We start from the raw sequence: 25,719 nt of genomic DNA, 5'->3' as shown, positions 1-25,719 counted from the left end.
TCTTCAGATGAGGGCCCGTAGGCTCGCGCCAAACGGCTGATATTCGTTTGACATCAGCCGGTTCGCGCCAGCGTCCGGGCCCCCTCATTCATGTTAACTTAGCGGTATTGGGCTTCAGCCGCCGATTTCACGCCAGCGGCGTGCCACATCAAAGCTTGGGGTCGCGATAGCGCACCCCAAGATCCGGCCAACATCAGGTCGCCAACCCCAACGGGGTTGAACAAGACGGATCCTCCGATTCGTGCCGCCGGATCGCATCGCGTTGTTTGTTGAACCCCGCTGGGGTTCCGATTTCCCTTTTCAACCCCACCCGGGGTGCGCTTCGCGACCCCGGGCTGTGTTGTGGAACCGCTCTGCGGTTTAGCGCTGATCGACGTTCTCCCCGCGTGAAACGAACCGTTTGGGCGAAATGACGACAGTTCTTTTGTCTGTCGGTGACCGGTTTCGGGCGTGGGATGGTATCCTGTGTCATGTGCGGACAGGACCGGATGAAGAGGATTCATCCGTCGGCACCCTTTTCCAACGTTCAACGATCCCCCCAAAGCGCTAACGAAGGCGAAACCATGGGCCAAGCTATTCAAGAATTCACCGATCTGCTGCTTCGCCAAGGCATCATCAGCTTGGACCAGCTCTCCGAAGCGGAACAGGTTTCTCGAGATACCTCGACCGATGTCGGCGACATTCTGGTCCAAATGGAATATGCCACGCCCGAGGAAGTCGCCCGGGCAATGGCCAAGTTCCACAAAATCCCCTTCGTCGACCTGCGGGAAGCACGGATCCCCGAAGACGTGATCGAACTGGTTCCCGAATCGGTCGCCCGGGAAAATATGGTGCTGCCCTACAGCGTCGAAGACGGCGCGCTGCGGATTTTGATCGCCGACCCCTTCGATCTGGAAACGATCGAAAAGCTGCGGTTCATCCTGAACCGGAAGATCGAAACCGCGCTGGCCCCCAAAGAAGCGATTCAGGGGGCGATCAACCAGTACTATGGGCAGGTCGAAGGGGAATCGGCGGACTCGATGTTGCAGGAGTTCACCGACACGGCGATCGACTTCACCGAAACCGAATCGGGCGACTCGGCTGACACCGCCGATGACGCCGATGACAGCAGCGCGCCGGTGATCAAACTGGTCAACCTGATGATCCAGGAAGCCGTCCAGCTGCGGGCCAGCGACATCCATGTCGAACCGTTCGAAGAGCGGGTGCGGATCCGTTATCGAATTGACGGCGTTTGTGTCGAACGGGAAAGCGCCCCGCGGCGGATGCTGTCGGCATTGATCGCCCGCATCAAGATTCTGTCCAAAATCGACATCTCGGAAAAACGGCGGCCGACCGACGGACGGATCAAAATCACGGTGGGGGACAAACAGCTCGATTTGCGGGTCAGCATCATCCCCACCAATCACGGCCAGTCCTGCGTGATGCGACTGTTGGACAAGGACAACATCAAAGTCGGCGTGCGGCAACTGGGGCTCAACCAACGCGACTACCGGACTTTCAACTCGCTGATCCGGCGGCCCAACGGGATCATCCTGGTGACCGGCCCGACGGGGTCGGGAAAGACGACCACGCTGTACGCGGCGCTCAACGCGCTGAACCGGCCGGACCGCAAGGTGATCACCGCCGAAGACCCCGTGGAGTACTACCTGCCGGGGATCAATCAGGTCGAAGTCCGGCACTCGATCGGGCTCGATTTCTCCCGCATCATCCGCTCCATGCTGCGACAAGCACCCAACATCATCCTGGTCGGCGAGATGCGTGACCACGAGACCGCATCGATGGGAATCCAGGCTTCACTGACTGGACACCTGGTTTTTAGTACTCTGCATACGAACGATGCGCCCAGTTCCATTAGTCGGATGGTGGACATCGGTGTACCTGGCTACATGGTGGCCAGTTCGGTCATCGCGATCTTGGCCCAGCGGCTGGTGCGGACGATTTGCCCGCGCTGCAAGGTCCGCTACCAGCCCACCGAAGCGGTCATCGCCGACTCCATGCTGCCGCCGGAAATGGTCGCCCAAGGGGAGTTCTCGCGGGGTAAGGGCTGTCCCTACTGTGGGCGGACCGGCTACCGCGGCCGAATCGGCATCTACGAGCTGATGGTCGTCAACGGCAAGCTGCGTGAGATGATGTTCCGCGGGGCAGACACCAAGGAACTCCGCATCGAGGCGATAAACAGTGGTATGTCAACGCTTTACGCCGACGGCATGCTGAAGGTGATCCGCGGGATCACGACCTTTGAAGAGGTCTATCGGGTGGCCAAGCAGACCGAGCAGGAGCCGCTCGCGCTGAGTCACTTGGTCGGCGATTTGGATTCGCTCTAAGTCCCTCCGATCGGTCGATTTGGGCCTTTTCACCGCTCCGCCGAGCGTTTCTTGTTTGCTTGCAAGTCGGCCGTTGTTTCCTGTCCCAGCCTTGCCCGCGACATCGTGATGGACCCGGGCTGGGAGCAGGACGGTTCCGCTGTCATTCGACAGTGGTCGCCAATCCACCCGTTCGGTTCTTCCGGGGGGGCCTTGGCAAAAAGTTTCGCGCCGCTGGCGAAGTTTTTTGAAGTTTTCGCCTGGGGCGGACATAATGCCTGCACTTCGGGGAAAACTTGTTCTGCTTCTCGCCATCACAACCGTTCCCCTGAAGCGGTCGGAGCGGCTCATCGGACCGTTCCGCTGACCCGCACCGGCCGCAACACCTAGAGAAAAAAGATTCTTCTCGCATTTGAGGTAAACCAGCGATGGCAACCGTGCTGATCGACAAACTGCTCCATGCAGCAATCAAACAAGGCGTCAGCGACATTCACATTGTCGTCGGTCAGCCACCGGTCTTTCGTTTGCACGGTCGGATGCGGAAGCTGGAAACGAAGACGCTCGAAGGCGAGGACGCGGTCGCGTTGATGAAGTCGATCACGCCGGAACGTTGCCAGCGTGAATTGCAGGAATCGGGCAGTACCGACTTCGGGTTCGCCTTTGGCGAGATGGCCCGCTTTCGGGTTTCGGTTTTCAAGCAGCGCGGTTTCATCTCGATGGTGCTGCGTCAGATCCCCAATGACAAGCTCACGCCGGAGCAACTGGGATTGCCCGAGGCTGTCGTCAAATTGACGCACCGGCCGCGGGGGCTGTTCTTGGTGACCGGGCCGACGGGTTCGGGAAAGTCGACGACGTTGGCCAGTTTGATCAACCTGCTCAACGAGACGGTCGACCACCACATCATCACGATCGAGGACCCGATCGAGTTTTATCACGACCACAAGATGAGCACGATCAACCAGCGTGAAGTCGGGGTGGACGTGCCGAGTTTCTCCGAGGCGATTCGCCGGGCGTTGCGTCAGGACCCCGACGTGATTCTGGTCGGCGAGCTGCGTGACTTGGAGACGATCGAAGCGGCGATCAGTGCGGCGGAAACCGGGCACGTGGTTTTCGGCACGCTGCACACCAACAGTGCCCAGGGCACCGTCAACCGGATCATCGACGCCTTCCCGGGGAACCTGCAGGACCAGATTCGCACCCAGTTGGCCAGCACGCTGATCGGCGTGGTCGCCCAGACGCTGCTGCCCAAAATCGGCGGCGGCCGCTGTGCGGCTTATGAAGTGCTGGTGGTCACCCCGGGGGTTTCCAACCTGATCCGCGAGAACAAAACGTTCCGGATCAGCAGTGCGATGCAGACCGGTGCCAAGTTCGGGATGCAGTTGATGGACGACGCCTTGTTCAACCACTGGAAGGCTGAACTGGTGACCGTCGAAGACGCGCTGGCCAAGGCGCATCGTCCCGATGACTTGGCCAAACGCATCGTCCAGGCCCGTCGCGGGTTGGACGATTCGCCGGTCCCGATCGGTGAAGAAGACTAGCGTGACCGCTGTGACGACATGAACCAGTGGCGGACGGCAGCACCCCTGTCGTCTCCGCCATCACACCCAACCTCACGAATCCTCCTTTTCAAGCATTACACCCATGGCACAGCGTCGCATTGGACAGATCCTGGTCGACCTTGGTTTCCTGACCGACGAACAACGCGACATCGTGTTGGAGGAACAGGAGCAGCAGCCCGGTGCGCTGTTCGGGAAAGTCGCCGAGGACATGCAGTTGATCACCGAAGATCAGCTCGTCCAGGGCTTGGCCGAGCAGATGTCGATGCAGACGATCTCGCTGGAAGAGATTCAGCTCGAGCCGGAGCTGGTGGAGAAGTTGACCGAAACGATGGCCCAGCTTTACCGCGTGGTGCCGATTCGATTCGAAGGCAACCAGTTGACCGTGGCGACGTGCGACCCGCAGAACTTGAGCGTCCAGGACGAATTGCGGACGTTTCTCGGTTACGACATCGAAGTGCTGGTGGCGACCGAACGCGACATCAACACGACGATCGGACGTTATTATGACAGCGAGTCCGAGAGTGTCGAAAAGCTGGTCGCCGAGCTGGCCGAAGACGAGGAGCTGAAGGCGGCGGTGTCGGCGCTGGAGAGTGAGAAATTCAACATCACCGACGCCGAGGCGTTGGCCGATTCGGCGCCGGTGCGAAAACTGTTGAACATGGTGTTGCTGTTGGCGATCAAGGACCACGCCAGCGACATTCACTTGGAGCCGTTCGAGGACGAGTTTCGGATCCGCATCAAAGCCGAAGGCGTGTTGTACGAAATGGTCCCGCCGCCGCGGCACTTGGCGTTCGCGATCACGACACGCATCAAGGTGATGGCCAATCTGGACATCGCCGAGCGTCGGTTGCCGCAAGACGGTCGGATCGAGTTGATGGTCGGCGGTCACCCCGTCGACCTTCGCGTCAGCGTGTTGCCGACGATCTTCGGCGAAAGCGTCGTCATGCGGGTGCTGGACCGTTCGGTCGTGAACCTGTCGCTGGACAACGTCGGCATGGACGAGGCGATGATGAAAAATTTTCGCCACGCGATCGATCGTCCCAACGGCATCATCTTGGTGACCGGGCCGACCGGCAGCGGAAAGACGACGACGCTGTATTCGACGTTGTCGGAAATGAACGACATCAAAGACAAATTGATCACGACCGAAGACCCGGTCGAGTACGACATCGACGGCATCATCCAGATCCCGATCGACCACGACGCCGGCGTCACCTTCGCCAGCTGTTTGCGGGCGATCTTGCGGCAAGACCCCGACATCATCTTGGTCGGCGAGATCCGTGACTTGGAGACCGCCGAAATCGCCATCCAGGCCGCGTTGACCGGCCACCTGGTGTTCAGCACCCTGCACACCAACAGCGCCCCGGCGACGGTGACGCGGTTGAAGGACATGGGGATCCCGGCGTTCATGACCTGTGCGACCGTCGAAGCGATTTTGGCCCAGCGGCTGGTTCGGCGGATCTGCCAGAAATGCCGCGAAGAAACCAAGGCCAACGTCGAGCTGCTGTACCAACTGGGGATGAAGCCGGAAGACGTCGGCGGCAGAAAGTTCTTCCGCGGCACCGGATGCGATCAGTGCAACAACACCGGCTACAAGGGCCGGATCGCGTTGTTCGAATTGATGATTTTGAACGACAAGATTCGCGAGATGGTCATGGGCAACGCGTCGACCGATGAATTGCGAGATGAAGCGGCCAAGGACGGCATGACGACGCTCCGCGAAGCGGGGATGACGATGGCCTATGACGGGATCACCACGTTGGACGAAGTCGTCCGCGAGACGGTTTCCGAATAAGCCCAGTAATAAGCTCAGTGGCGTGCCGCCGCAGGGGCGACGGGCAGGCCGATTTGAACACACATTTTTAAGCATCACTTTTATAGAGACGGCCGGTGCCGTGCCGCAACGCAGTACGCGTTGGGCAGGGGCCGGCTTACCGCCGAGGGCTACCGAGAATGCCTACCTATCAATTCGAAGCAATGGACGCGGCCGGACAAGAGATCCGGGATGAGATCGATGCCGCGAGCGAAGAGGAGGCGCAAACCACGATTCGCCAGATGGGGTACTTCGTCACGAAGATCTCCGTCAAGAAACAGGCGGCCGCCGGCGGTGCCAAGAAGAAGGGCAAACGCGGCTTTGCGATCGGCGGTGCCAAGACCAAACACATCTGCGCCTTCACCCGTCAGCTGTCGATTCTGCAGGACGCCGGGCTGCCGATTCTGCGCTCGCTAAAAATTTTGGAAAACAACCAGAAGCCGGGCAAGTTGAAGTTCGCCCTGATGGACGTCTGTGATGAGATCGAAGGCGGGGCGACGCTCAGCGAAGCGATGTCCAAGTCGCCCAAGATTTTCAGCCGGCTGTACGTCAACATGATCAAGGCCGGCGAGGCCGGCGGTGCGTTGGAAACGATTTTGCAGCGGTTGGCGGAGTTCCTCGAACGGGCCGAATCGCTCAAACGAAAGGTCAAAGGCGCGTTGATCTATCCGATCGTCGTCGCGATCGTCGCGATCTTGATCCTGACCGGGATCATGATCTTCATCGTGCCGACGTTCGAAGAGATGTTCGAAGAGTTCGAATTGAAGCTGCCCGCGCCGACGCTGTTGCTGATCGCGATGAGCAACTACATGGCCAGTTATTGGTGGCTGTTGATCGTGATGCCGATCATGTTCCTGTTGTTCATCAAACTGATGCGCAAATTCCGTCACGGGCGGACCGGGTTTGACATGTTCATCATCAAGATCCCGATCTTCGGCGGCCTGTTGGAAAAGAACATTTTGGCCCGGACGACGCGAACGCTGGGGACGCTGGTCAGTAGCGGTGTTCCGATTTTGGAGGCGCTTGCGATCACGCGGGAGACGGCGGGCAACGCGGTGTTCGAGAAACTGTTCACCAAAGTCAACGAGGCGGTGCGCGAGGGGGAAGTGATCAGCAAGCCGCTGCGGGAGGAGAGCCGGTTGGGATTCCATCCGATGGCGGTGTTCTTCTTCGCCATCTTCGGCGCGTTCCCGGGTTTGTTGCTGCTGTCGGTGGCGATCACCAGCCGCGGGACGAAGTTGGATGACGGCGTGATGGTCCAGACGTTGACCTTCATCGCGGCCTACGCGATCGGCGGCGGGGCGGTCGGCGCCGGACTGTTCTATGCCTTGAAAATCAAAACCCGCGTCGTCAACGACCTGGTCGTCAACATGGTCGACGTCGGCGAAGAGACCGGTGAGCTTGACACGATGTTGTACAAGGTCGCCGACCAATACGACGAAGAAGTCCGCACGATGACCGACGGCCTGACGGCGTTGATCGAGCCGTTGATGATCGTGTTCCTGGGGGTCACGGTCGGCTTCATTGTGATCAGCTTGTTCATGCCGTTGATCAGTTTGATCACCAGCCTGTCCAGTTAACCAAGTGGGATAGGCTTCCAGCCTGTCAAACAAACCCCGTACGACGGGCTCGCCAGCCCGTCGATCGTAGCGACTCGTCGCACACCATCGAGTCACCCTAACAGAACCAGCGGCCATCCGGCCGCCCATCCATCGAGCGGAATCGAACGATGATCAAACGAATGAACAACCAACGAAGCGACACGCATCGAAGCGGATTCACGCTCGTGGAATTACTGGTGGTGATCACCATCATCGCCGCCATCGCCGGCCTGACCATCCCCGCCGTCGGCGTGGTGATCAAATCCGTGCGTCAATCTGCGATGAAGGCAGAGATCTCGAACATCGAACAGGGGATTGATGCGTACAACACCAAGTACAACGACTATCCGCCGGATTTCTCGGACTGGAACATCGTCAAGCGTCACTACTTGAAAATCTTTCCCGACATCGCCAACAGCGAGTTGAATTTGCTGTTCGCGTTGTGCGACACGTTCCCGGACAACGACCCGACCGCGGTTCCTCCGACCAGCCCCGCGCCGACGTATGACCCCTTTGTGATGGATCGTGCGGAGGCTCTGGTTTGGTCGCTGGGCGGATTCAGCAGCGACCCCCAGTACCCGTTCACGGGCAGTGGTGGTCCGCTCGAACTGCCGCCGTCGATCATCATTGACGGGACGGCAACGCCGACCAATCCGGCCCTGGCGTCGCACTACCAGTACCGTGCGATTCGCAACGCCCCGTTCATCGACTTTGAACCCAAGCGACTGCTCTTGCGTTCGACGTCATCGACGAACGGACCGTCTTACAATTCGGGCTCCGGCGCCTACGACCGAAACGTGAGCACCGACGAGCCACGCAATATCACCGGGGGCTTCCCGGCCCTGTACCAGACGCCGGACATTTTCCCGTCGTATGTGCTCCGTGAAGGGCACAAGCCGGTGGTCTACTTCGATTCGCGGACGTACGCGTGGAACAACGGTAATACGGCGGCCCCGATCGTCTTCAACGCCTACGTTTCTTACGAAAATGATACGGATATCGGAAGCTTGGATCCGGACACCATCGATGGGATTCGTCCGGTCTACATGCCCCAACCGAACACTCCGCCTGCGGGTGGCTATGCGGCAAGCTTTGGTGCATCGGCCGCGTCTTGGCAATTCGCCAACCCGAGTTCGTTTCAGCTGCTTGCACCGGGGCTCGATGGGCGTTTCGGATACCTGTTAGACGCCGATGGCGGAGGTCCGTCGAATGCGGCACCGGTTTTTTGGCGGACCGACGGGGCGCTGATGAGCTTGGTCGTCGGCGGGCCGGCACAACCGTTGACCGGTGTTTCTCGATTCGACATCACCGGCTTTGTCTCCCGTGCGAGCAACAGCATGCGAGACAACCAGTCGAACTTCACGGCCAAGACGTTTGTGGACGAGTTGCCGTGATGCATGTCGCGCCGGGACAGAGTGAGAACGTGTGCAGGGCAACCGAGTAAAACGATGATGCAAATCCATTTCAAGAACCGACCGAATCTGGCCAAGGCTGCCAACCGCTGCGTGAAAGGTTTCACGTTGGTTGAGCTGTTGGTGGTGATGACTGTGATGGTCACGCTTGGTGGAATGCTCACGTACGCACTCGCCTCCGCAGCGACCGATGCCAGGATCAAGCGAACCCAGGCGGACGTCTTGACGATCGGGCAACTGCTTCAGACCAGGATGAATGAAGTTTCGCTATCCAAGGTCTCGTTGATCTACGGGGCACCCGGCCCGACCCAGGGAGGCGTGGGGGGACTCGGCAGCACTTCGACGAGTTTGGCCGCCAGCCCGGGGTCCTTTGAAGCCGAAGAACGCAGCCGTCTGGTTTTGATGGCGCGGCGCGATTTGATCCGAATGGTCTTGCCGGAATGCCGCGCAGACCTGCTGTTCCCGCCGGCGTCGCTGCAGTTTCGAACCCGAACGGCTGGGGGCGGATGGCAAGCCAACATCGCCCAGATCAGGCCTCCGGCCCAATGGAATCGAATGCGTACCTTGGTCGGGTTGGATTCGGCGGCCAGTTTGGACGCACGGGTGGTTGCCAACAATCCCTGCACCGATCCGTTGGTCGATGGGATCGCCGCGGCCTACAACAGCGGCGGGTTTCAATTTCCGTTCAATCAATTCGCCGATGGGGATCTGCTTTCGGATGATCCGGCCGACCCATTTGATCGATTTTGGTCGCGGACCAACGAATCGGCCGAATGCCTGTATCTGATCTTGGCGACCACCGAGATGTTCGGGACCAAGGCGATCGACCGTATTCCGAGCACCAGCATCGGTGATACCGACGGCGACGGGTTTCTCGAAATTCTCGATGCCTGGGGCAATCCTTACGAGATGATTCGCAACCCGGCCGGTTTGGATTCCACGGCGCTCCGCAATTTCGTTCCCAGCGGAGGCAGTTTGCCGCAACAGTATCCATCGGATCCCGACCCGTTTGATTTTCTGCTGAGCGACTATCGCTACGACGCGGCAAACTACGCAACGACGCCGCCCGCTCCCCAACAGGCCTACCATCCGTACTACTTGCCGCCGGTGGTGATCAGTGCCGGTCAGGACGGAGAGTTTGGAATCCGTCGCACGTTCTGGATCGATGAAGACGGGCTTCAGCAGGGAGTGAAAGATTTTTATAGCGCGTCCTCGGTGCGGATCGCAACGGACACGCCGTCGCCCAGATTCAACATGACGTATCGCTATCCCGACCCGTTTTTCAACGTGTCGATGGCAACGATTTCCGGCGGCCATACGTCACACGATTTCACACTTTCCGGACCTCTCGGGATTCGAAACGCACGCGAAGGCGGTGGGCTGGGCGGCACGTTCGATCGCGAGACGGCTGGTGACAATATTACGTCGCTTGGTGGAGACCTGTAACATGAGAATCAATACCGACCACCTGCGCAGATTGGGCCGCGGTTTCACCTTGGTGGAACTGCTGGTTGCCATCACGATCGCATCCGCTCTGACCGCAATCGCATTGCCGACGTTGAAAGACAGCATGCGACAGACCACGCTCAGCCGTAGCGCCTCGCTGGTCAAGGGCGCATTCATCAACGCGCGGACGCAAGCGATTCGCACCGGTCGTCCGTACGGCCTGGTCATCGAACGTCGACGGAGCGACATCGGCGAGGGCAATCCCGCCAATCTGAACTACTTCAGTGCGAACTACGCGACGCGGCTGTACTACGTGCAATCGCCGATGGAGTATCGCGGGGATGTCGACAGTGCGGTCGCCTATCCGATCATGCACACCACCTCACCGACCCCGCCGACCAACTCGCCGTTGTATCCGATTCAGCCAAAGTTTTTCATCCCACGCAGCTCGTCCGGCCTGTTGTACGCGCTCGCGTCCGGGGTCAATTCCGCGGCGTCACGTCTGATCCGTCCGGGTGTTCGATTTTCCGTCAACGGTTCCGGCTATGTGTTCGTGTTGGAGACCGCGCAAACGGAGGTCAGCGACAACATTGCAGCACTGGCACCGGTGCTCGCTTCGGGAACCGACGGAACCTTGTTGACGTTCAACTGCTTAACGGTGGCGGCGGATAACAACATGGTCGCGGGCAACTGGCGGGGGCCGTCGAGCGAGTGGGAGTTCCCGATGGCGTTGTCGCTGACGCAACCTTATGAATTCAAATTCCAAGTCAATCCGATCCGCGCCCCGCTGGCGCCGGTGAATCTGGTCGGCCGCACCGTCGTCGACCTGTCGATTTCCGGGCCGTCGACCAATCCGATCGCATTCAATTCTCAGGTCATCGTCGATTCCAGTCCGGGGACGCAAATCCCCAACGTGCAGTCGGATCGAGAGCTGAATGACGTCGTGGTGATGTTCGCCGCCGACGGACGGCTCAACGGGGTTTACACCGACGTGCGAGATGTCCAATCCGGGCTGATCGAGAATTTTGTTCTGACGCGTTTTGACCCCTCGACGACGGTCTCGTTTAACATCGGTTACGTCGATGGGATTTTGGAAAATATCGACGACGCGGCACGCTACCCGCAAACGGTCGGCGGCACCGACTATCAAGTCACCACCAATGATCCGCCCCTGGCGAACCCTCAGCCACCCTTGGCGCTTGTGCCGACCAAGGTGCCGAACTTTGCCAATCCGGATTGTGCTTGGGTGAGCGTCCAGCCGCTCAGCGGTGCCATCAGCTTGGGCACCGTGGCGACGCAGCCTCCGCTCGGTGTGTTGACGACGTACTACGGCCTCGGCACCAATCCGACCGCACGTCAAGTTGTCGGCGCACGCATCCATCAATCGCGACGGCTCAATTCCGGGGGCGCTGTGCAATGAGACGTGCAATGAGACGTGCAATGAGACGTGCAATGAGACATTCCGCACGAGATCAAATTCGAACCGCTGCAGTTTGTGGAGGTTTCCCCATCATCCCAACAAAACGGTTCAGTCTGTTGAATTCCCCACGGTCATTGCGGCGCGGACTTTCCATCATGGAAGTGTTGTTTGCGATCGCGGTGCTGACCATCGGTTTGTTGGGCGTGGCGTCAATCTTGCCCGTCGCAACCAACAACGCCGCCAATGCGCTGCAAATGGATCGAGCGATCGAAGAGATCAACAACCGCGTCGCAACCGACATGGCGCGATTGGAGGGTTCGTTCACGGAGGTCATCGTCGCGAACAATTCGCTTCGCGAGTTCAACGCGCCGGCGGGAAGTTTCAACAACACCAACGCGTTCAACGCGCCACCTGCGGCACGTTTCAAAAGCATCAGTACACAAGAGTTTGGCAGTCACCTTTCGCAGTACGACGTGCGTTATACCGTCGACACCGGTGCACCGACCAATCAGGCTCGCATGCCGGACGCGTTTTGCATCGATCCCTGGTTCTTGTGTGCGACGAACAACTTGCGTGACGACACCGATACCACGAACCCCAATCAGCGGCGCAATGGATATGACCGAACCGTCTTTCCCTGCTATGACCCGCGTTATCATTGTGTCGCCTATTCGCCGTCGGACCCGCTGAGTTCCTATATCCCGCTGCCGGGATCTGCGCCGAATACGTCGCTTTGGAATCTGCCTCGCTTCACTCGATTGGCGCTGCCGTTTGACGGGAGTTCCGGTTTGCTCTCGGCTGCGGGTGCACGGGCGTTGACGCTCCGCAGCGACGAGTTTTCGTTGTTCTCGCCCGAAGATTCGACGCGTGGTCCGGGGTTGTTCGTTCAACGCAGCGCCAACGCCGCGCACTCGTTGACTCGTAACACGGTCAGTTCGCGATTCAGTTCGATTGTTTTGATGTCGCGCAGCAAGCCCGGTAGCAACCTGTTCGACGCGGCGGTGGTGACCATGAAGGATCGTCAAGTCGTGACGGTGCCCGGTGGCGGGCCGGCTTTGGCGCATCAACTGACACCTTATACCGCCACCGATCCCAGCATCGTCAATGCACCGCCGCCACCGGAAAACGAGTTGCTGTACCCCGGCGAGCAGATCGGATATGTGTCGGTTTCTGACCGGCCTTTCATCGGCGGAGGTGGAGGCGAGTTCAAGTTTCGCACCAGCCGGTTTGTGTTGCCGGATCTCGATAACAATGATTGGTTGATGCTGATGCGGCGCGAATACATTACCAATCCGGCGACAGGGGCCGTGGAGCCGAAAGGTTTGAAGTTTGCCTGGTACCAGGTCTCTGATGTGACAGGCGAGCCGACCGTGATCACGGATCCCAACAACGTCGTTTGCTACGAGACGCAGATCTCGGTCCGCGGTCCCGATTGGATGTTCCACCCGACCCAAGTCCAGGCGTTTGGGATGAGTTACGCCGCGCCCTATTACGGCGCGCCCTCGCAGCCCAGTTGGGGCAATGCCCCTGCGTTTAACTACGACGCCATGATGAACTCGACTGCCACGGATCCGGCGGGATACAAGAAACAAGACTATGGCACGGTGGTGGTGATCATGCCCGACGTGGTCAGTGTGAAACCCTTCCAGGTTCAACTGTGATGTGCCACCGCCGTACTCCGTTCAATCGAGTTGCCCGACAGACTGCGGGCCGACCCGTTCAATTGGAAATGCAAGAAATGCATTTCGTTCACAAAGCAAGAATGCCAGTTCAGCCATTTCGACCTTGATGCGTCGAAAGCCTTTTCTTTTCAACACAGCGATCGCACCGTCGCGCGAGCGTGGCAAAAGCCACCTCGTTCAACAGGTGCCCGGAATCGCGGGACGAAATTTGATGCCAATGTACAAGCCTATGAACCGACGATTGTCTCAATCGACTCGATCTCCAAACCGATCACGGCGAGGGATTGTGTTGTTGATCGTGTTGGGAATGTTGTCGTTGTTCACCGTGTTGGTGATCAGTTTTGTGGTCTTCAGTTCCCAGATGTCGGAGTCGTCGTACTCAAGCCAAAAACGACGCCAGCAGGAATTGTCGCCCGTGCCACCGATCGAGAGTGCTGTTTTGCAGCTGATGATCGGAACGGATGATTCCCGCAGCGCCGCGTTCGGGGCGAGTTTGTTGGAGGACTATTACGGTGTCGACGGCTTGCAAATGCGAGTGGCGCATCGTTTGACTCAGCCATCGCCGGCGATCAATTCGAACCCGGTTCCTCCGCGAGCGGGCGGGCAGTTGCTGCTGCCGCTGACCGGCCAACAAGAACCACAGTCGACGTTGTTCAAATTCCCGACGAACTGGGCCCGCTGGCACTACCCGAATCCCGATTTGCCGGGCCAACTGATCAGTGTCCCACCGGCACCCGGCACGGTCACCCCGGTCACGCAACCGTTCCGAGACCGACTGCACACGGAGTTGGACGACGCACTGACGGGACGAATCGTGACCTTTGAGGAAGGCCCCCTGCAAAATCGACCGTTTCGAATCGTGCGGTCGTTCGGAACCGAGAACGGGACGCCGGACCAGGGGATGAGTATCGGTGACAACACGGAATACAGCTTGGCCGGAAACTTGGTGATCGATTTGAGCGAGTTCGGTGACGAGGTCATCACCCTCGATGGCGTTTCCGAGCGGCTGTACGTCGTCGCCCAAAACTTTCCCAATCGATTGTTGTACAGCCCCGGACCCGACGGCCAGCCCGGCCGCGCCGGAGTGGATGATGATGGGATCAATGGTCAAGACGATGCGGGTGAATTGGGGGCTCCCAACAGCGACGACTACGGGTATCGATTTGTAGTCAACGGACAGGTGTTCAATGGAGCGGGACTGAACCCGGCGGGGTTGACTGGTTTACGTCGAAATGGGGCGCTGATCGATCCGACGGCCAACATCGAGTTCACGCTGAACTCGCGGTTGACCGGTTCGGACTATCAGGGCGGAAACGGGACCATCGGCGAATACCCCCAGCCGGACGAAGCGTGGGACGCGGCCGATATGGAAAACATCTTTCTGGCGTGGCAACCTAGCGATCACCGACGCGTCGATACCGGATCGGCGTCCTTCGTTCCCATTTACAACGGAGTCAATGCGGCCGAACTCAATCGGCAATTGGGACAAAACATCATTCCGTCGTTTCATCGGCCTTCGATCATCAACTACTTGATGAACGCTCCGATTCGGCTGGCGGGCGAACCGGTGGGCGCGGGGCAAACGTTTGCCCAAATCAAAGCGAATCCGACGGATCCGAATGCTCCGGCGCGATTAGAGAAACTGATGACTCAAATTCGCCGAGCGACGTTGCGCCCGTTGAATTTTCCACACTTTTATTACAACGCCGCCGTCAGCGACCTGAATAACGACGGTGACCCGTTTGACGGTGCCCCAGAGTTTTCAGGATCCAACCCGGTTTCCATCTTGGCCCGGCCGATCGACTTGTCGGGTTCCTTGCCGAGCATCATCAACCAGGTGGAGCAGTTGGCGACCTGGTTGATCAACGGACCCTGGGATGTGGACAACGACGGGGATGGACTGCCCGATAGCGTTTGGGTGGATTTGAGTTTGCCCACCGTCACCGCACCGGACGGGCTGGTCTTGAAACCGATGGTCGCGGCCTTGATCGAAGACTGGGATGGCAAAATCAACGTCAACTACGCCGGCAGTTACAACCAACTGATCAATCGCCGGTTTGAGACCGGACCGGGTAGCTACACCAGCGACGCGGAGTACTTCGCCGTCAACCGAGCGCTCGACTCGTTCGGGCGAGGCGGCGGACTGGGGCCGGCCGAAATCGACTTTTCGCATCTGTTTGCGTTGGAGCGGCTGCCGATTCGCACCGGCTTCCTCGGCCCGATCCGCACCAATCAAGTCGGTGCACCGATTTCGGTTGATCAGGTGTTGTTGACCCGCTACGGCAACCTGTTGAACGTTCGGTACGGCGGCCAACCCTACAACTACGCCAATCCGTATCCCTATTCGGCGCCCAACACCGCACTGGCCAACTTCCTTCATTACCCGGGTGCGGGCACGCGATTCCAGCCGCGGGTGTTCACGGTCAGCCCCAATCCGGCGGCCGATCTGTTGTCGCGCATTCCCTTTCCGGGACGGACCTTCGATCACCAATCCAACTCCGTCGCGGGACGACCGATTGATATGACGGGGTTGATCAAGACTCGCAAGGATCCTCGAACCGGCACACAGACCTTCAACCAGCTGGCGACGGGAACCGATATCGGAAACCAGCCTTATGAGTTTGGTGCGACCGAGATTCGTGGCGACGATCAACCGTTTTCGACGGCCGAGTTGATTGATCTTCAAAACGGTGGAGAACTCAATGGTCGACTCTCGCAGTTGCTGCGCGACGCCGCCAACCGCAACGAAGCGCTGCGGCGGTTGTTGGTCACCGACAGCCGAAGCGTGGATTCACCTGAATTACCGGGCGAAGACGGCTTTCTGCAGTTCCTGGCCGACAAACTTCCTACGGGAGTGGGGACCAATGCACAGCTGCACCGCATGTTGGCGTTGGAATTGCGCAAAGGGTCAAAGTTGAATCTGAATCGCCAGATCGGAAACGAACAAGATGACACCGGCGAAGGGATCGGCGATGAGACGACGGAGACTGATACGTTTTTGGCCGTCCGTTCGACCGCACCAGTCGTTCGGGAAGCGAACCTGGCCAACAATCGGTTTTCTCAAGAAGACGCGTTCCCGCAAATCGCCGACGGTTTTGCCAGTCAAGCCAACGCACAGGCGCACTACGGACCCAACACCGTGTACCGTCCATCGGCCACGACGCCCACTGATTTTGACGGGCTGGACACCGATGGAGATGGGATCTTGGACCAGGGTGATCTGCGTCTCGATTTGGACAACGATGCGACCACTCCGGCGGTACGGGTGAAAATGGCCGATGGTGCCGAGTTGCTCGCCAGGCATTTGTATTGCCTGATGTTCGCGCTCATCGCGGACACAGGGTCGCCTACACTCGTGCCGGACTTTCCCTATCCGGGCGACATTGCCAACGCATCGGACGACATCAAGAACCGTTTCGTTGCCAGACGATTGGCACAGTGGGCGGTCAATGCGGTCGACTATCGCGACGTCGATTCAAAATGCACCCGTCTGCGTTATGACTGGAACCCGTTTGATTCCAACGGATTTGATTTGACGATCGCGGCCAGGAACACGGTCTGGGGCATCGAGCGGCCGGAGTTGCAGATCACCGAGACGATTGCGACGCACGACAAACGGTTGAAACGCAACTTGGTCAAGTTGCCCGCTGGTGGAGCCGGATCCGGGTCGCAGGTGACTCCCGATGGTGAGTACCCGCGCGATGATGACCAGTCCGATCCGACGGTCGATTCGGACAGCGACATGGATCAGTTTCGCATGCCTCAAGCGAGTGCGTACGTTGAATTGCAATCGCTCGCATCACCCGTCGTTGGCAACGGAGAGACGCAGCCGAGTTTGCCGGGTGACTTGTACACCAACAACGCCTTGGACTTGGGGCGTGTCGTTGGTGTGGGGACAAGGCGAAGCCCGGTCTGGCGATTGGCGATCGGCGAATCCGCCGGCAGCAACCCGGACAAGGGTGCGGCGAACAAGAGCACGCGTTGGACGTTTGACGCCGATCGGTTGCGAGATTTGACGAACAGTGGAATCGACGCCCCCAGTTACTTGGACATGGACGGGAACCCGGGAACGGATGATTGGACGCCCAACGCCCAAGATGCCAACGTGACGACCTGGGAAGAGTTCCAGCGTCACACGGCCGACATCCGACCGTCGATTCGATTCGACACGCCGCCGGCGGGTGATCGCAAGGAATATGTCACGCTGTCCGATGATGACCTGAATCCGTTTACCGACGCCACGCCGGGGAACCTTGCTCGAATCCAGCTGAAGCGATTTGTTTGGTTCACCAACCTTCCCCCGGTCGACTTGGCCGTCGTCACCGACGATCGAAGCGGGATGCGACCGGACAACGTTTACAATCGTCGAAACGCGGTCAATCCGTATCTGTTTCCCGGGCAATACGCGGTCGTTGCGCCGAGGATTGAAACATACTTTGGTCAGAAGAAAGGTCCCGATCCGACGTCGATGACCTACCAGCCGACGGACCAGGTCTTGCGAATTCGTCCTCAGGGAGGAATTGGTTTCCGTCTCGATTACCACGCATTGGGCAACAACACGACCAACCCCAACTCGCCGAGTTACGCGGACGACGAGCCGGCCGATGGGTACTACGAGGTCGGCGGCGTGTTGCCACTGATTTGCGAATCACTGTTCCCCCATCAAGCGCTGAACTCTGGCGACCCTCCGTACGCTCCCGGAAGCAATCGCGCGGCGTGGCAACAGTATTTCACGAACTTCAATGCCGCCGAGCATGTGGACATGGGGTTCAACATCAGTGCCCCGTTGCCGAACGAAAACTTTTATCTTCCGCCGACGCATCGCATCGCCAACGGCGGCCAGACCACGCCGTCGGGTGCCGCACCGCGGCCCTACCCTCTGGTCGACGGCTATCACGATTACGATCAAGAGGCGGAGCCGCCGGCCGGCAACCCGCCGTTTGTGATCGATCCTGCGACCGGAAGTCATCCCGACGTTCCGCTGGACCACTTGCCCACCGCTCCGCTGTCAACCAACGAATGGTGGGCGGTCGGAACCCATCAAGAAGCGGCCACGGTGTTTGTGCAGCGACTTGCCGACCCGACGATGCCTTGGCATCCGATCGACAACCCCTACATCACCGTCGATTTCATGCCCATGGATTTGACCACCTTCAACGGGGAGCACGACGTTCGCGAAACGGTCGACCGAATGCAGGGCGGGGCCGTCGTCACCGATGACTCCGTCGACGATAAATCGGATTGGGATAATACCAATGCGAATCAATTTGAGCCGTTGGTCCGATTTGATACGCGTCGTAAAATTCCGGACATCGCCAACGATCGCGGTGCAACGGTTTTCGTGCCCCTCAACACGACTCCCAGCACCTTGGCCGACTACGAGCGCGTGGTGGTGGCGAAACGCTCCCCGTTGAGCATGACGACCAGCATTCTGCGTCCGACAACGATCTCGGTGGCCGAGAGTACGAATCCGAGTGGATCGTGCTGGCCGTATGAACTCGGGTCGATGTGGCAAGACAATGGCACGCTGGAACCGACTGCGACGGCACTGCGAACCGAGTACGACGCGGAACGTTACACCGGCAACTCGTTCGATGCTCAGCCGTTTGTTCAAACGCTCGGATTCGTCAACCGTGAATACGGCTATCCCGTGCGGAACACTTCGCCCAGAATTGTGGCGGACGATTTCGGCAGTCCGAGGTTCACGATTGGAAGCCCCGATGGAGTGTTGCTGACGACGATTCCCTGGATGAATCGCGAGTACCAGTCGTCTTACGGCCTGGCCGATGTCCCAGCGGTTTCGCGGACGTCGCTGTTGGAAACGTTCAGCCCCGGGACACTACGCAACCCCGCGAACCCCGAATTCGAGCAACCGGTTCCGTTCCGGCATCTGCTCGGTTTCGATGTCAAGTATTCGCAGAACCGCGGTGCGGACACGACCGGACGGCAAAACTTGGGGATCATCGAAGACGCGCCGGATGAATACGAAGACGCGGCGGATGATTTCACGGGAGATCGTGCGGGATTCGAGCAGATCTTTGACTATGTCGATGTCGGACCGATCTGGTTTGACAGCCAACGTTGGTTTGATCCCGGTAAGATTCGGTTTCGACGGGATGTCGAGTTCGACAGCGGTAGCCAGGTGCAGGTGCACCGAATGTTCAACCGCGCCGTGGAGACGTTGCAACCGCCGTACAACTACGTCGGATTGAACCGGACGCCGGGCAAGATCAACATCAACACGTCGCCGGACTACATTCGAAAAGGGCGAAACTTCGTTGATCCCGATGCGGGCAACACGAATCCGCGAGTGGTGGGCCGGCAATTCTTGGACGCCGGGGAGGATCCGGCGAACCCCGACCAGCAGCCCGCCGCGGCGGTTCGAAACGAGATTTTTTCGGACCCCTACAACCAACAGCCTGATGGAAACGGATTCACGACCGCGTTCCGCAATTCAAAGTTGTTCGCCAACGGTTCGGTCTATCGGTCCTTTGCCTGGGGCATTTCGACGCCCTATGAATTGGACACCACCTACGGTTCTCCCGCGACGATGGGCGAGAACAACCTGTTCCAGCAAACCGTGGATTCCGGGTTCGGTCTCAGCTTCAAGGGCTTTATCGAAGCCAGGCGAGGGTATAGCACGACGACGCGTGGTGATGCATTCCTCACCGGAACGACGTTCTACGGCAATCCCGATTTGGACTGGCGCTATCCCACCCGATTCGCCGGAGTGTTTGGGCCGGCACGGGCGGCGGCGACGCCGTCTGTGCAACGGTTGATGCGTCAGCATGATCCGACCGGTTTCGGCGTTCCGCGACGGACACACGACATGATGCTGATGCGACCGCATCCCGACTGGGACGAACGCATGTTGACCGCGGGGCAGCGGAACGCGGTGGCCACCGGTGCGATGGAACCGAACAATTTTGCCTTGGATGTCGAAGCGGCGACCAATGGCGGGGCGGTCACGTTGCCGACGCTCGCCCCTGGGAACCCGGATATCGCCCAACTCGAGATTCCGCTGGTCAATAGCGCACTGTTTGAACGCCCGCAGGCCGAATTGCACAAGAACTTGCGTGATCTGGATCGCGATTCGTTCTTCCGCAATCAAAACACGGCACGTCTTCAGGGCGTGACGACGAATCACAGTAACGTTTTCCAAATTCGGATGACGCTCGGTTACTTCGTCGTCGACCCGACGACCGGTGCGGTGGGTCGCGAATACGTCAATGAAACCGGAGAGGCCATCCGCAGTCGTGCCAACTATGTCATCGACCGAACCATCCCAATCGGATTCCTGCGTGGGAAAAACATGGGGGCCGAACGCATGATTCTCTACTCCGAGATCGTGGAGTGAGCGTCCCGTTTGCCGGAGAGGTTTTCGAAATTAGGACCGTCCCTGAAACGGGACGCGGTGGTCTCCAATACACAGCTGATAACTCATGACGAATGATCTAAACCAAGACGCGCGACGTTTTCGACGCACCGCGCGCGGATTCACGATTCTGGAAGTGTTGATCGCACTGACGGCCTCGCTGTTGTTGATGCTCGGTCTCGCCCGCGCCTACAAATTGCTTAGCAATAAAATCACCAATCGACAGTCCGAGTTGGATTTGAGCAGCCGGCTTCGTGATGTCGCGTTGCGGTTGCGTGATGAACTCGGACGGGCGACCTGTGACATGGTTCCGCCGGCAAAGCAGGGAGCCGCGGAAGGTTACTTGGTGTACCACGAAGGACCGTTCACCGATTCCACCACGATCCTTGGAAGTGTTGCCAATCCGACTCCGTTGGCGGAGAAGTATTTTCCCGATAGCCGGTTTGGTGACTTCGACGACTTCTTGGCATTCACATCGACCGCCAAAGAAGGTGCACCGTTTGTCGGGTTCATCCCGCGAGGGGTCTTGGACGCCAAGCGATACGCCAATCGCCAATTGGATCCGTCGGAAGTCACGGCGTACAACAACACGCCCGGCTACGGGACTCAACTGGTTCCGTTTTATTCGGATGTTGCCGAAATCGCCTATTGGGTTTCGCCGCAATGGGAACGCAATTCCGACGGATCGTTGGTCTATGAAAACCAGGTGCCGGATACCGGGGGCGCCGTCTCGCTTTATCCCGTGTATCGAGACCGGAATGGCGATTTGCTGCCCGATCGTTTGCAATTGCATCGTCGGGTTCTGCTGATCCGTCCCGACTTGAACATGACGCCCAGCGAGATGAACGCCATCAATCGGCTGGTTAATCCGTCCAGCAGCGTGCCGACCACGACGGCAGGCACACGCAACGTGGCGACGATCCCCTTCCTGGTCGGCAACGGGACGGGGGTGGAGATCGTGCCGATCGCCAACGAAGGCGGCGGGAACGTGTCTTTGTTTCCCAACGATACCTTCCTCAGTGCTCCCGGATTGTGGTCCGCCGGGCCTGCCAACGCTTCGCCGAACTGGTTGACCGGAATCGCCCGGCTTCAACAAGCGATGGATCTGTCGATCAGCCGTGTTTCGGATCGCTGGAGTGCGCCGGCGACCACGGTCGCGCCGGGTGTGACTCCGACGTATGGGATGCCGACGGCAGTTTTAAAAGCGAATTCCTTGGGCGAGTTGTCGAAGCCTGAGAACCGATTTGCTCACGTTCGGATCCCGCAGTCGCTGATCTCTGGTTCGGAAGGTTCGTCCATGCCTCAGATCGCACTTTGTCCGCCCCATCCCTACCTGATCGCACGCTATTCCACGCCGCCTGCTTTGCCGGATCCGAATGACCCGCTGATGGTCGCTGGCACGACACCGACGACGTTTCCGGCCCAGGCTCATCACGTCGTGGGGACTGCGCCCGGTGATGCGCCTTACCTGGATACTTATGGTCGGTTTACGATGACGACCTTCGTTCGCCCGGAATTCAATTTGGCTGATCGTGTGAGCGATGTTGGCGCCGGAGGAACGTCCGTGGCGCTGGTCAACCGCGGTGGATCCGATGTCATCGCAGAAGACGTGGTCGGTTTTGACATTCAGATCTTTGACCCTTCGGCGCCTCGTTTCGTTTGGCGGGGACCCGACGGTGTACCTGGCAGTGTCGGGAATGACGATGGCTTGACCGTCGGCGGCGTTGCAGCGGAGACGGAAGAGGAATTGGGGTGGCCTGGTTCGGACGATGAAATCGTCACGGTGAACGATCCGCGTATCGATGAGGCGCTGGTCAACAACGGCAATCGCTCGCGAACGAATTGGAACCAATCGCCCGCGACCGTCTTCGATGTCGTCGACCGTGGCGACTTTGTAGACTTGGGGTACTTGCGGTTGGCCGGCGGCCCGATGCGTGGGTTGGTTCAATTTGATGAATCCGGAAATGTCATCGCCCAGCCGCCAACGCCCACGGCGGTCAATTCACGCTACGAAGACTTTGCGAGCCCGTACAGCGGATTCGAGTACAGCGGCAGCCCCAGCGTCCGGTATGGATCTCCACCGACGGCGTATTACTCGTTTTTTCCGAAATCGTGGGAGCAGAGCGGTCGCTTTATTATCTCAAGTTCCGGAGGGTCCAACACGCTCTCGTCGTTCTATCAACCCGTCTATGACACCTGGACCGACGGCTACGCGGCCGATGGGATGGATCAGGAAGGGCGATTTGCAGCAGCCCAATTCGGCGTCGTGCCGACCTTTCAATTTGCCTTCGCGGTCGCCGGCGCGACCCCCGGCGTTCCGGGATACCTGGAAAGCCGCGTTGCCCAGGACAACTCCGGAACCGTCTCCGACCTTCAGCGGCCGGTGAGTGTCCGCCGTTGGAGTTCGTTCGACGGATCGATCGGTAACCAGGGCGAGTTCACCGATCAGAACGCCGGGAACGAACAGATTCCTGAAAACCTGTCGACGACTCCGATTGAGCTCAGTCCACCCATTCGCGATCCGCTGCGCGCGATCAAGATTAGCATCCGAATCAATGACGTGGGTGCCGAGACGATTCGTCAGCAGACGGTGATTCAGGAGTTTTGATTCGTCGTGATGGTGATTCGTCTGTTGATCGTGGGGATGCTGCTCGGTGGTGTGATCGCGCGGTTGGTGATGCTCAACCACACCCGTCAGTTCGCACCGCCGACCGCGGGGCTGGATCGTGCGGACCTCAAACGCGTTGTCTCCAGGGGCGACATCGATAGCCAGCCGTACTGCTTTGCGGATGATGTGCCGATCTTGCTGACCGCCGGCCACGACGGACTACCCGGCAAAGCCGACGTCGACGACAACCTCGACGGCATCGTCGATGATCGACGTGAAACCGGTGCCGTCGGCAGCGATGACGAATGCCTGGGACCGGCTGATGAGGGCTACCAAGCCGCACTCGACTTTCCCGGCACGCTATCGATCTCCAAAGGCGGGTTTGTGCCGTGTGAGGCGGAGGCCAATCCGCCGCGGTGGTGGACGTCGCAGTGGGGGTGGTTTGTGGTTGGCAAAGAAGTGGCAGAATGATTCGGGGCAGAATGATGATCTCGTATCCCAGCACGTGGCGTCAGCCAGTGGCGCGTGTTCGGATTACGGCATTCACTCGCCGCTCGCGATCCGGGCTGTCGGTTTTGTGAGCCGCGACGCGTCAGCGGCCGGGCATCCAGGCGCCCGCCCGAGGCCTTACGGCCAGCGGCTCACCATTGCCTCGACCAATCCCACTCAATCGACAGCCCGCGAACTCTCCGGCTTGCACATTTTTGCCAACAGACCGGAGGGCTCGCGCCCTGCCGCTAACCTATCGTTCACGGCGTAGGGCGGAGCCCGGGAACGAGGGTGACGGACCACGACTGCTTCCAACCTGAAACCTGAAACCTGAAACCTGAAACCTGAAACTCTTCGAACTCTTATGAAAAGTCTTTCAAAACCAGCCCACTCGTGATGCGGCTGGATTCATAAATCACCGGCAGTCCGCTGCCCGGATGGGTGCCCCCGCCGACCAGGTAAACGCTGCCCAGGTCTTCGAACCGGTTTCGCGGTCGGTTGTGCAGCATCTGACCCAGGTTGTGCGCCAAGTTGAACGTCGCGCCTTTGTGGATCGCGTAGTCTTCGTGCCAGCCTTGTGGCGTGATCATGTGCTCGGTTCGAATCCGGCTGCGAAGATCCCCTAAACCGATCGCGGCCATTCGGTCGAGCGTCAATTCTCGAAACGCCGGCGCTTCGGTCGCCCAGTCGATCGATCCGGTCTGATGCGTCACCGGCACCAACACGTACAACGTGCTGTGACCCGCCGGCGCCAACGAGGGGTCAGTGACGCAGGCGTTTTGCACGTAAAACGACGGGTCTTGGCTGAGCGTGTGTGTCTGCTCGATCTCGCGAAGATTGTTTTCATAGTCTTCGCTGATGTGGATGCTGTGGTGCGGCAGGTCTTCGTACAAACCTTCGATGCCCAGGTACAACATGAACGTGCTGCAGGAGAACCGCTTGGTGGCGATCACTTCGTCGGTCCACCGTTTGCGTTTCTCGTTGGGAACGGTGCGGCTGATCCAGTCGGCAAAGTCGGCGTTGATGACGAACGCGTCGGCCGCATAGTTGCCTTGATCGGTGGTCAAGGATCGGACGTGCCGGCCTTCCATCTCCACACTGCGGACCGGTTCCTCGTAACGAAATTTGACCCCCAGCTCTTCCGCGAGCTCCGCCATCCGTTCGCTGACCCGGCTGCAACCGCCGATCGGGTGCCAGACCCCGTGCTCGTATTCCAAGAACGAAAGGATGCTGAACAGGCTGGGGCAATTGAACGGCGACATGCCCAGATACTTGGATTGGAACGCGAACGCGATGACCAGCCGGGGGTCGGAGAAGTACCGCTGTAATTCTCGGCCGAGCGAACGAAACGGGTGCAGGTGCTTGGCGGCACCGATCATCGAGGGGCGCATCAGGTCGGCGATCGAGGAGAACGGCGACTCGAGAATCGGGCGGAATTTTTCTAACTTGATCCGGTTGTCGTCCATGTAACGGGCCAGCGAACCGACGTCGGGCGGCGACAATTCAGCGATCTGGCGATCCATCTCCGCCAAGTCCGGGGTGCAGTCGAGTTGTCCGCCGCCGCCGAAGGTCAACCGGTACTGCGGATCCAACCGCTCCATCGGTACTTCCTTCATCAGGTCGTAGCCGCAGCCGGCGAAGATCTCTTTCAGCACGCGGGGGTACAGAAAGAAGGTTGGGCCGCAATCGAATCGATACCCGTCCATTTCGATGGCTGACGTTCGACCGCCGGGACGGTCGCGACGTTCCAACACCGTCACGTCACAACCGGCGTGGGCCAGCTGCATCGCAGCGGCCAGTCCACCCGGGCCGGCACCGACCACGACCACCTTACGATTTGACACTGATGATTTCCTTGGACGGTTGTGATGGTAGCGGGTGCTGGTGTGCAGGCTTCAGCCCAATACCGCTAAGTTAACATGAATGAGGGGGCCCGGACGCTGGCGCGAACCGGCTGATGTCAAACGAATATCAGCCGTTTGGCGCGAGCCTACGGGCCCTCATCTGAAGA

General features: G+C 59.1%; 12 protein-coding genes. 11 read left to right on the top strand and 1 reads right to left on the bottom strand.

Translation table 11 applies throughout. The features are described 5' to 3' along the window. Positions 1–563: 563 nt before the first annotated feature. From NZK35_RS17105 to NZK35_RS17055, 11 genes are all read left to right on the top strand, one after another. Positions 564–2,324: a GspE/PulE family protein gene (locus tag NZK35_RS17105; protein ID WP_259633751.1), complete on the top strand. Its 1,761-nt coding sequence runs from the start codon at positions 564–566 to the stop codon at positions 2,322–2,324. A 407-nt stretch (positions 2,325–2,731) separates the two neighbouring features. Further along, positions 2,732–3,841: a type IV pilus twitching motility protein PilT gene (locus tag NZK35_RS17100; RefSeq protein ID WP_259633750.1), complete on the top strand. Its 1,110-nt coding sequence runs from the start codon at positions 2,732–2,734 to the stop codon at positions 3,839–3,841. A 103-nt stretch (positions 3,842–3,944) separates the two neighbouring features. Continuing rightward, positions 3,945–5,657 carry a GspE/PulE family protein gene (locus NZK35_RS17095; RefSeq protein ID WP_259633749.1) on the top strand — a complete coding sequence of 571 codons (1,713 nt, stop codon included), beginning with the start codon at positions 3,945–3,947 and terminating at the stop codon, positions 5,655–5,657. A 158-nt stretch (positions 5,658–5,815) separates the two neighbouring features. Beyond that, positions 5,816–7,255: a type II secretion system F family protein gene (locus NZK35_RS17090; protein WP_259633748.1), complete on the top strand. Its 1,440-nt coding sequence runs from the start codon at positions 5,816–5,818 to the stop codon at positions 7,253–7,255. 149 nt (positions 7,256–7,404) lie between these two features. Continuing rightward, positions 7,405–8,670: a type II secretion system protein gene (locus tag NZK35_RS17085; protein ID WP_259633747.1), complete on the top strand. Its 1,266-nt coding sequence runs from the start codon at positions 7,405–7,407 to the stop codon at positions 8,668–8,670. Between the two features lie 54 nt (positions 8,671–8,724). Beyond that, positions 8,725–10,134, top strand: a complete 1,410-nt coding sequence (locus tag NZK35_RS17080; RefSeq protein WP_259633746.1) for a type II secretion system protein — start codon at positions 8,725–8,727, stop codon at positions 10,132–10,134. A gap of 1 nt (position 10,135) precedes the next feature. Next, positions 10,136–11,554 carry a pilus assembly FimT family protein gene (locus tag NZK35_RS17075; RefSeq protein WP_259633745.1) on the top strand — a complete coding sequence of 473 codons (1,419 nt, stop codon included), beginning with the start codon at positions 10,136–10,138 and terminating at the stop codon, positions 11,552–11,554. 155 nt (positions 11,555–11,709) lie between these two features. Next, positions 11,710–13,215, top strand: a complete 1,506-nt coding sequence (locus NZK35_RS17070) for a type IV pilus modification PilV family protein (RefSeq protein WP_259633744.1) — start codon at positions 11,710–11,712, stop codon at positions 13,213–13,215. Positions 13,216–13,465: 250 nt separating this feature from the next. Continuing rightward, positions 13,466–20,593, top strand: a complete 7,128-nt coding sequence (locus NZK35_RS17065; protein ID WP_259633743.1) for a hypothetical protein — start codon at positions 13,466–13,468, stop codon at positions 20,591–20,593. 85 nt (positions 20,594–20,678) lie between these two features. Then, entirely contained in the window at positions 20,679–23,219 is a 2,541-nt protein-coding gene (locus NZK35_RS17060) for a PulJ/GspJ family protein (protein ID WP_259633742.1), read from the top strand. 6 nt (positions 23,220–23,225) lie between these two features. Continuing rightward, complete coding sequence (locus tag NZK35_RS17055) at positions 23,226–23,690, top strand: hypothetical protein (protein ID WP_259633741.1); 465 nt, start codon at positions 23,226–23,228, stop codon at positions 23,688–23,690. A gap of 380 nt (positions 23,691–24,070) precedes the next feature. Here the strand turns inward: NZK35_RS17055 and crtI are convergent, their stop codons facing one another. Beyond that, the gene (crtI, locus tag NZK35_RS17050; RefSeq protein WP_259633740.1) at positions 24,071–25,552 is read right to left on the bottom strand and encodes a phytoene desaturase family protein; all 1,482 of its coding nucleotides are present in this window, start codon (positions 25,550–25,552) and stop codon (positions 24,071–24,073) included. Positions 25,553–25,719 lie beyond the last annotated feature (167 nt).

Source organism: Stieleria sedimenti, from assembly GCF_025060895.1.
In the GTDB taxonomy this organism is placed as follows: Bacteria; Planctomycetota; Planctomycetia; order Pirellulales; family Pirellulaceae; genus Stieleria; species Stieleria sedimenti.
Note: the sequence above shows the minus strand (reverse complement) of the source record. Positions and strands in the feature narration are given on the sequence as shown.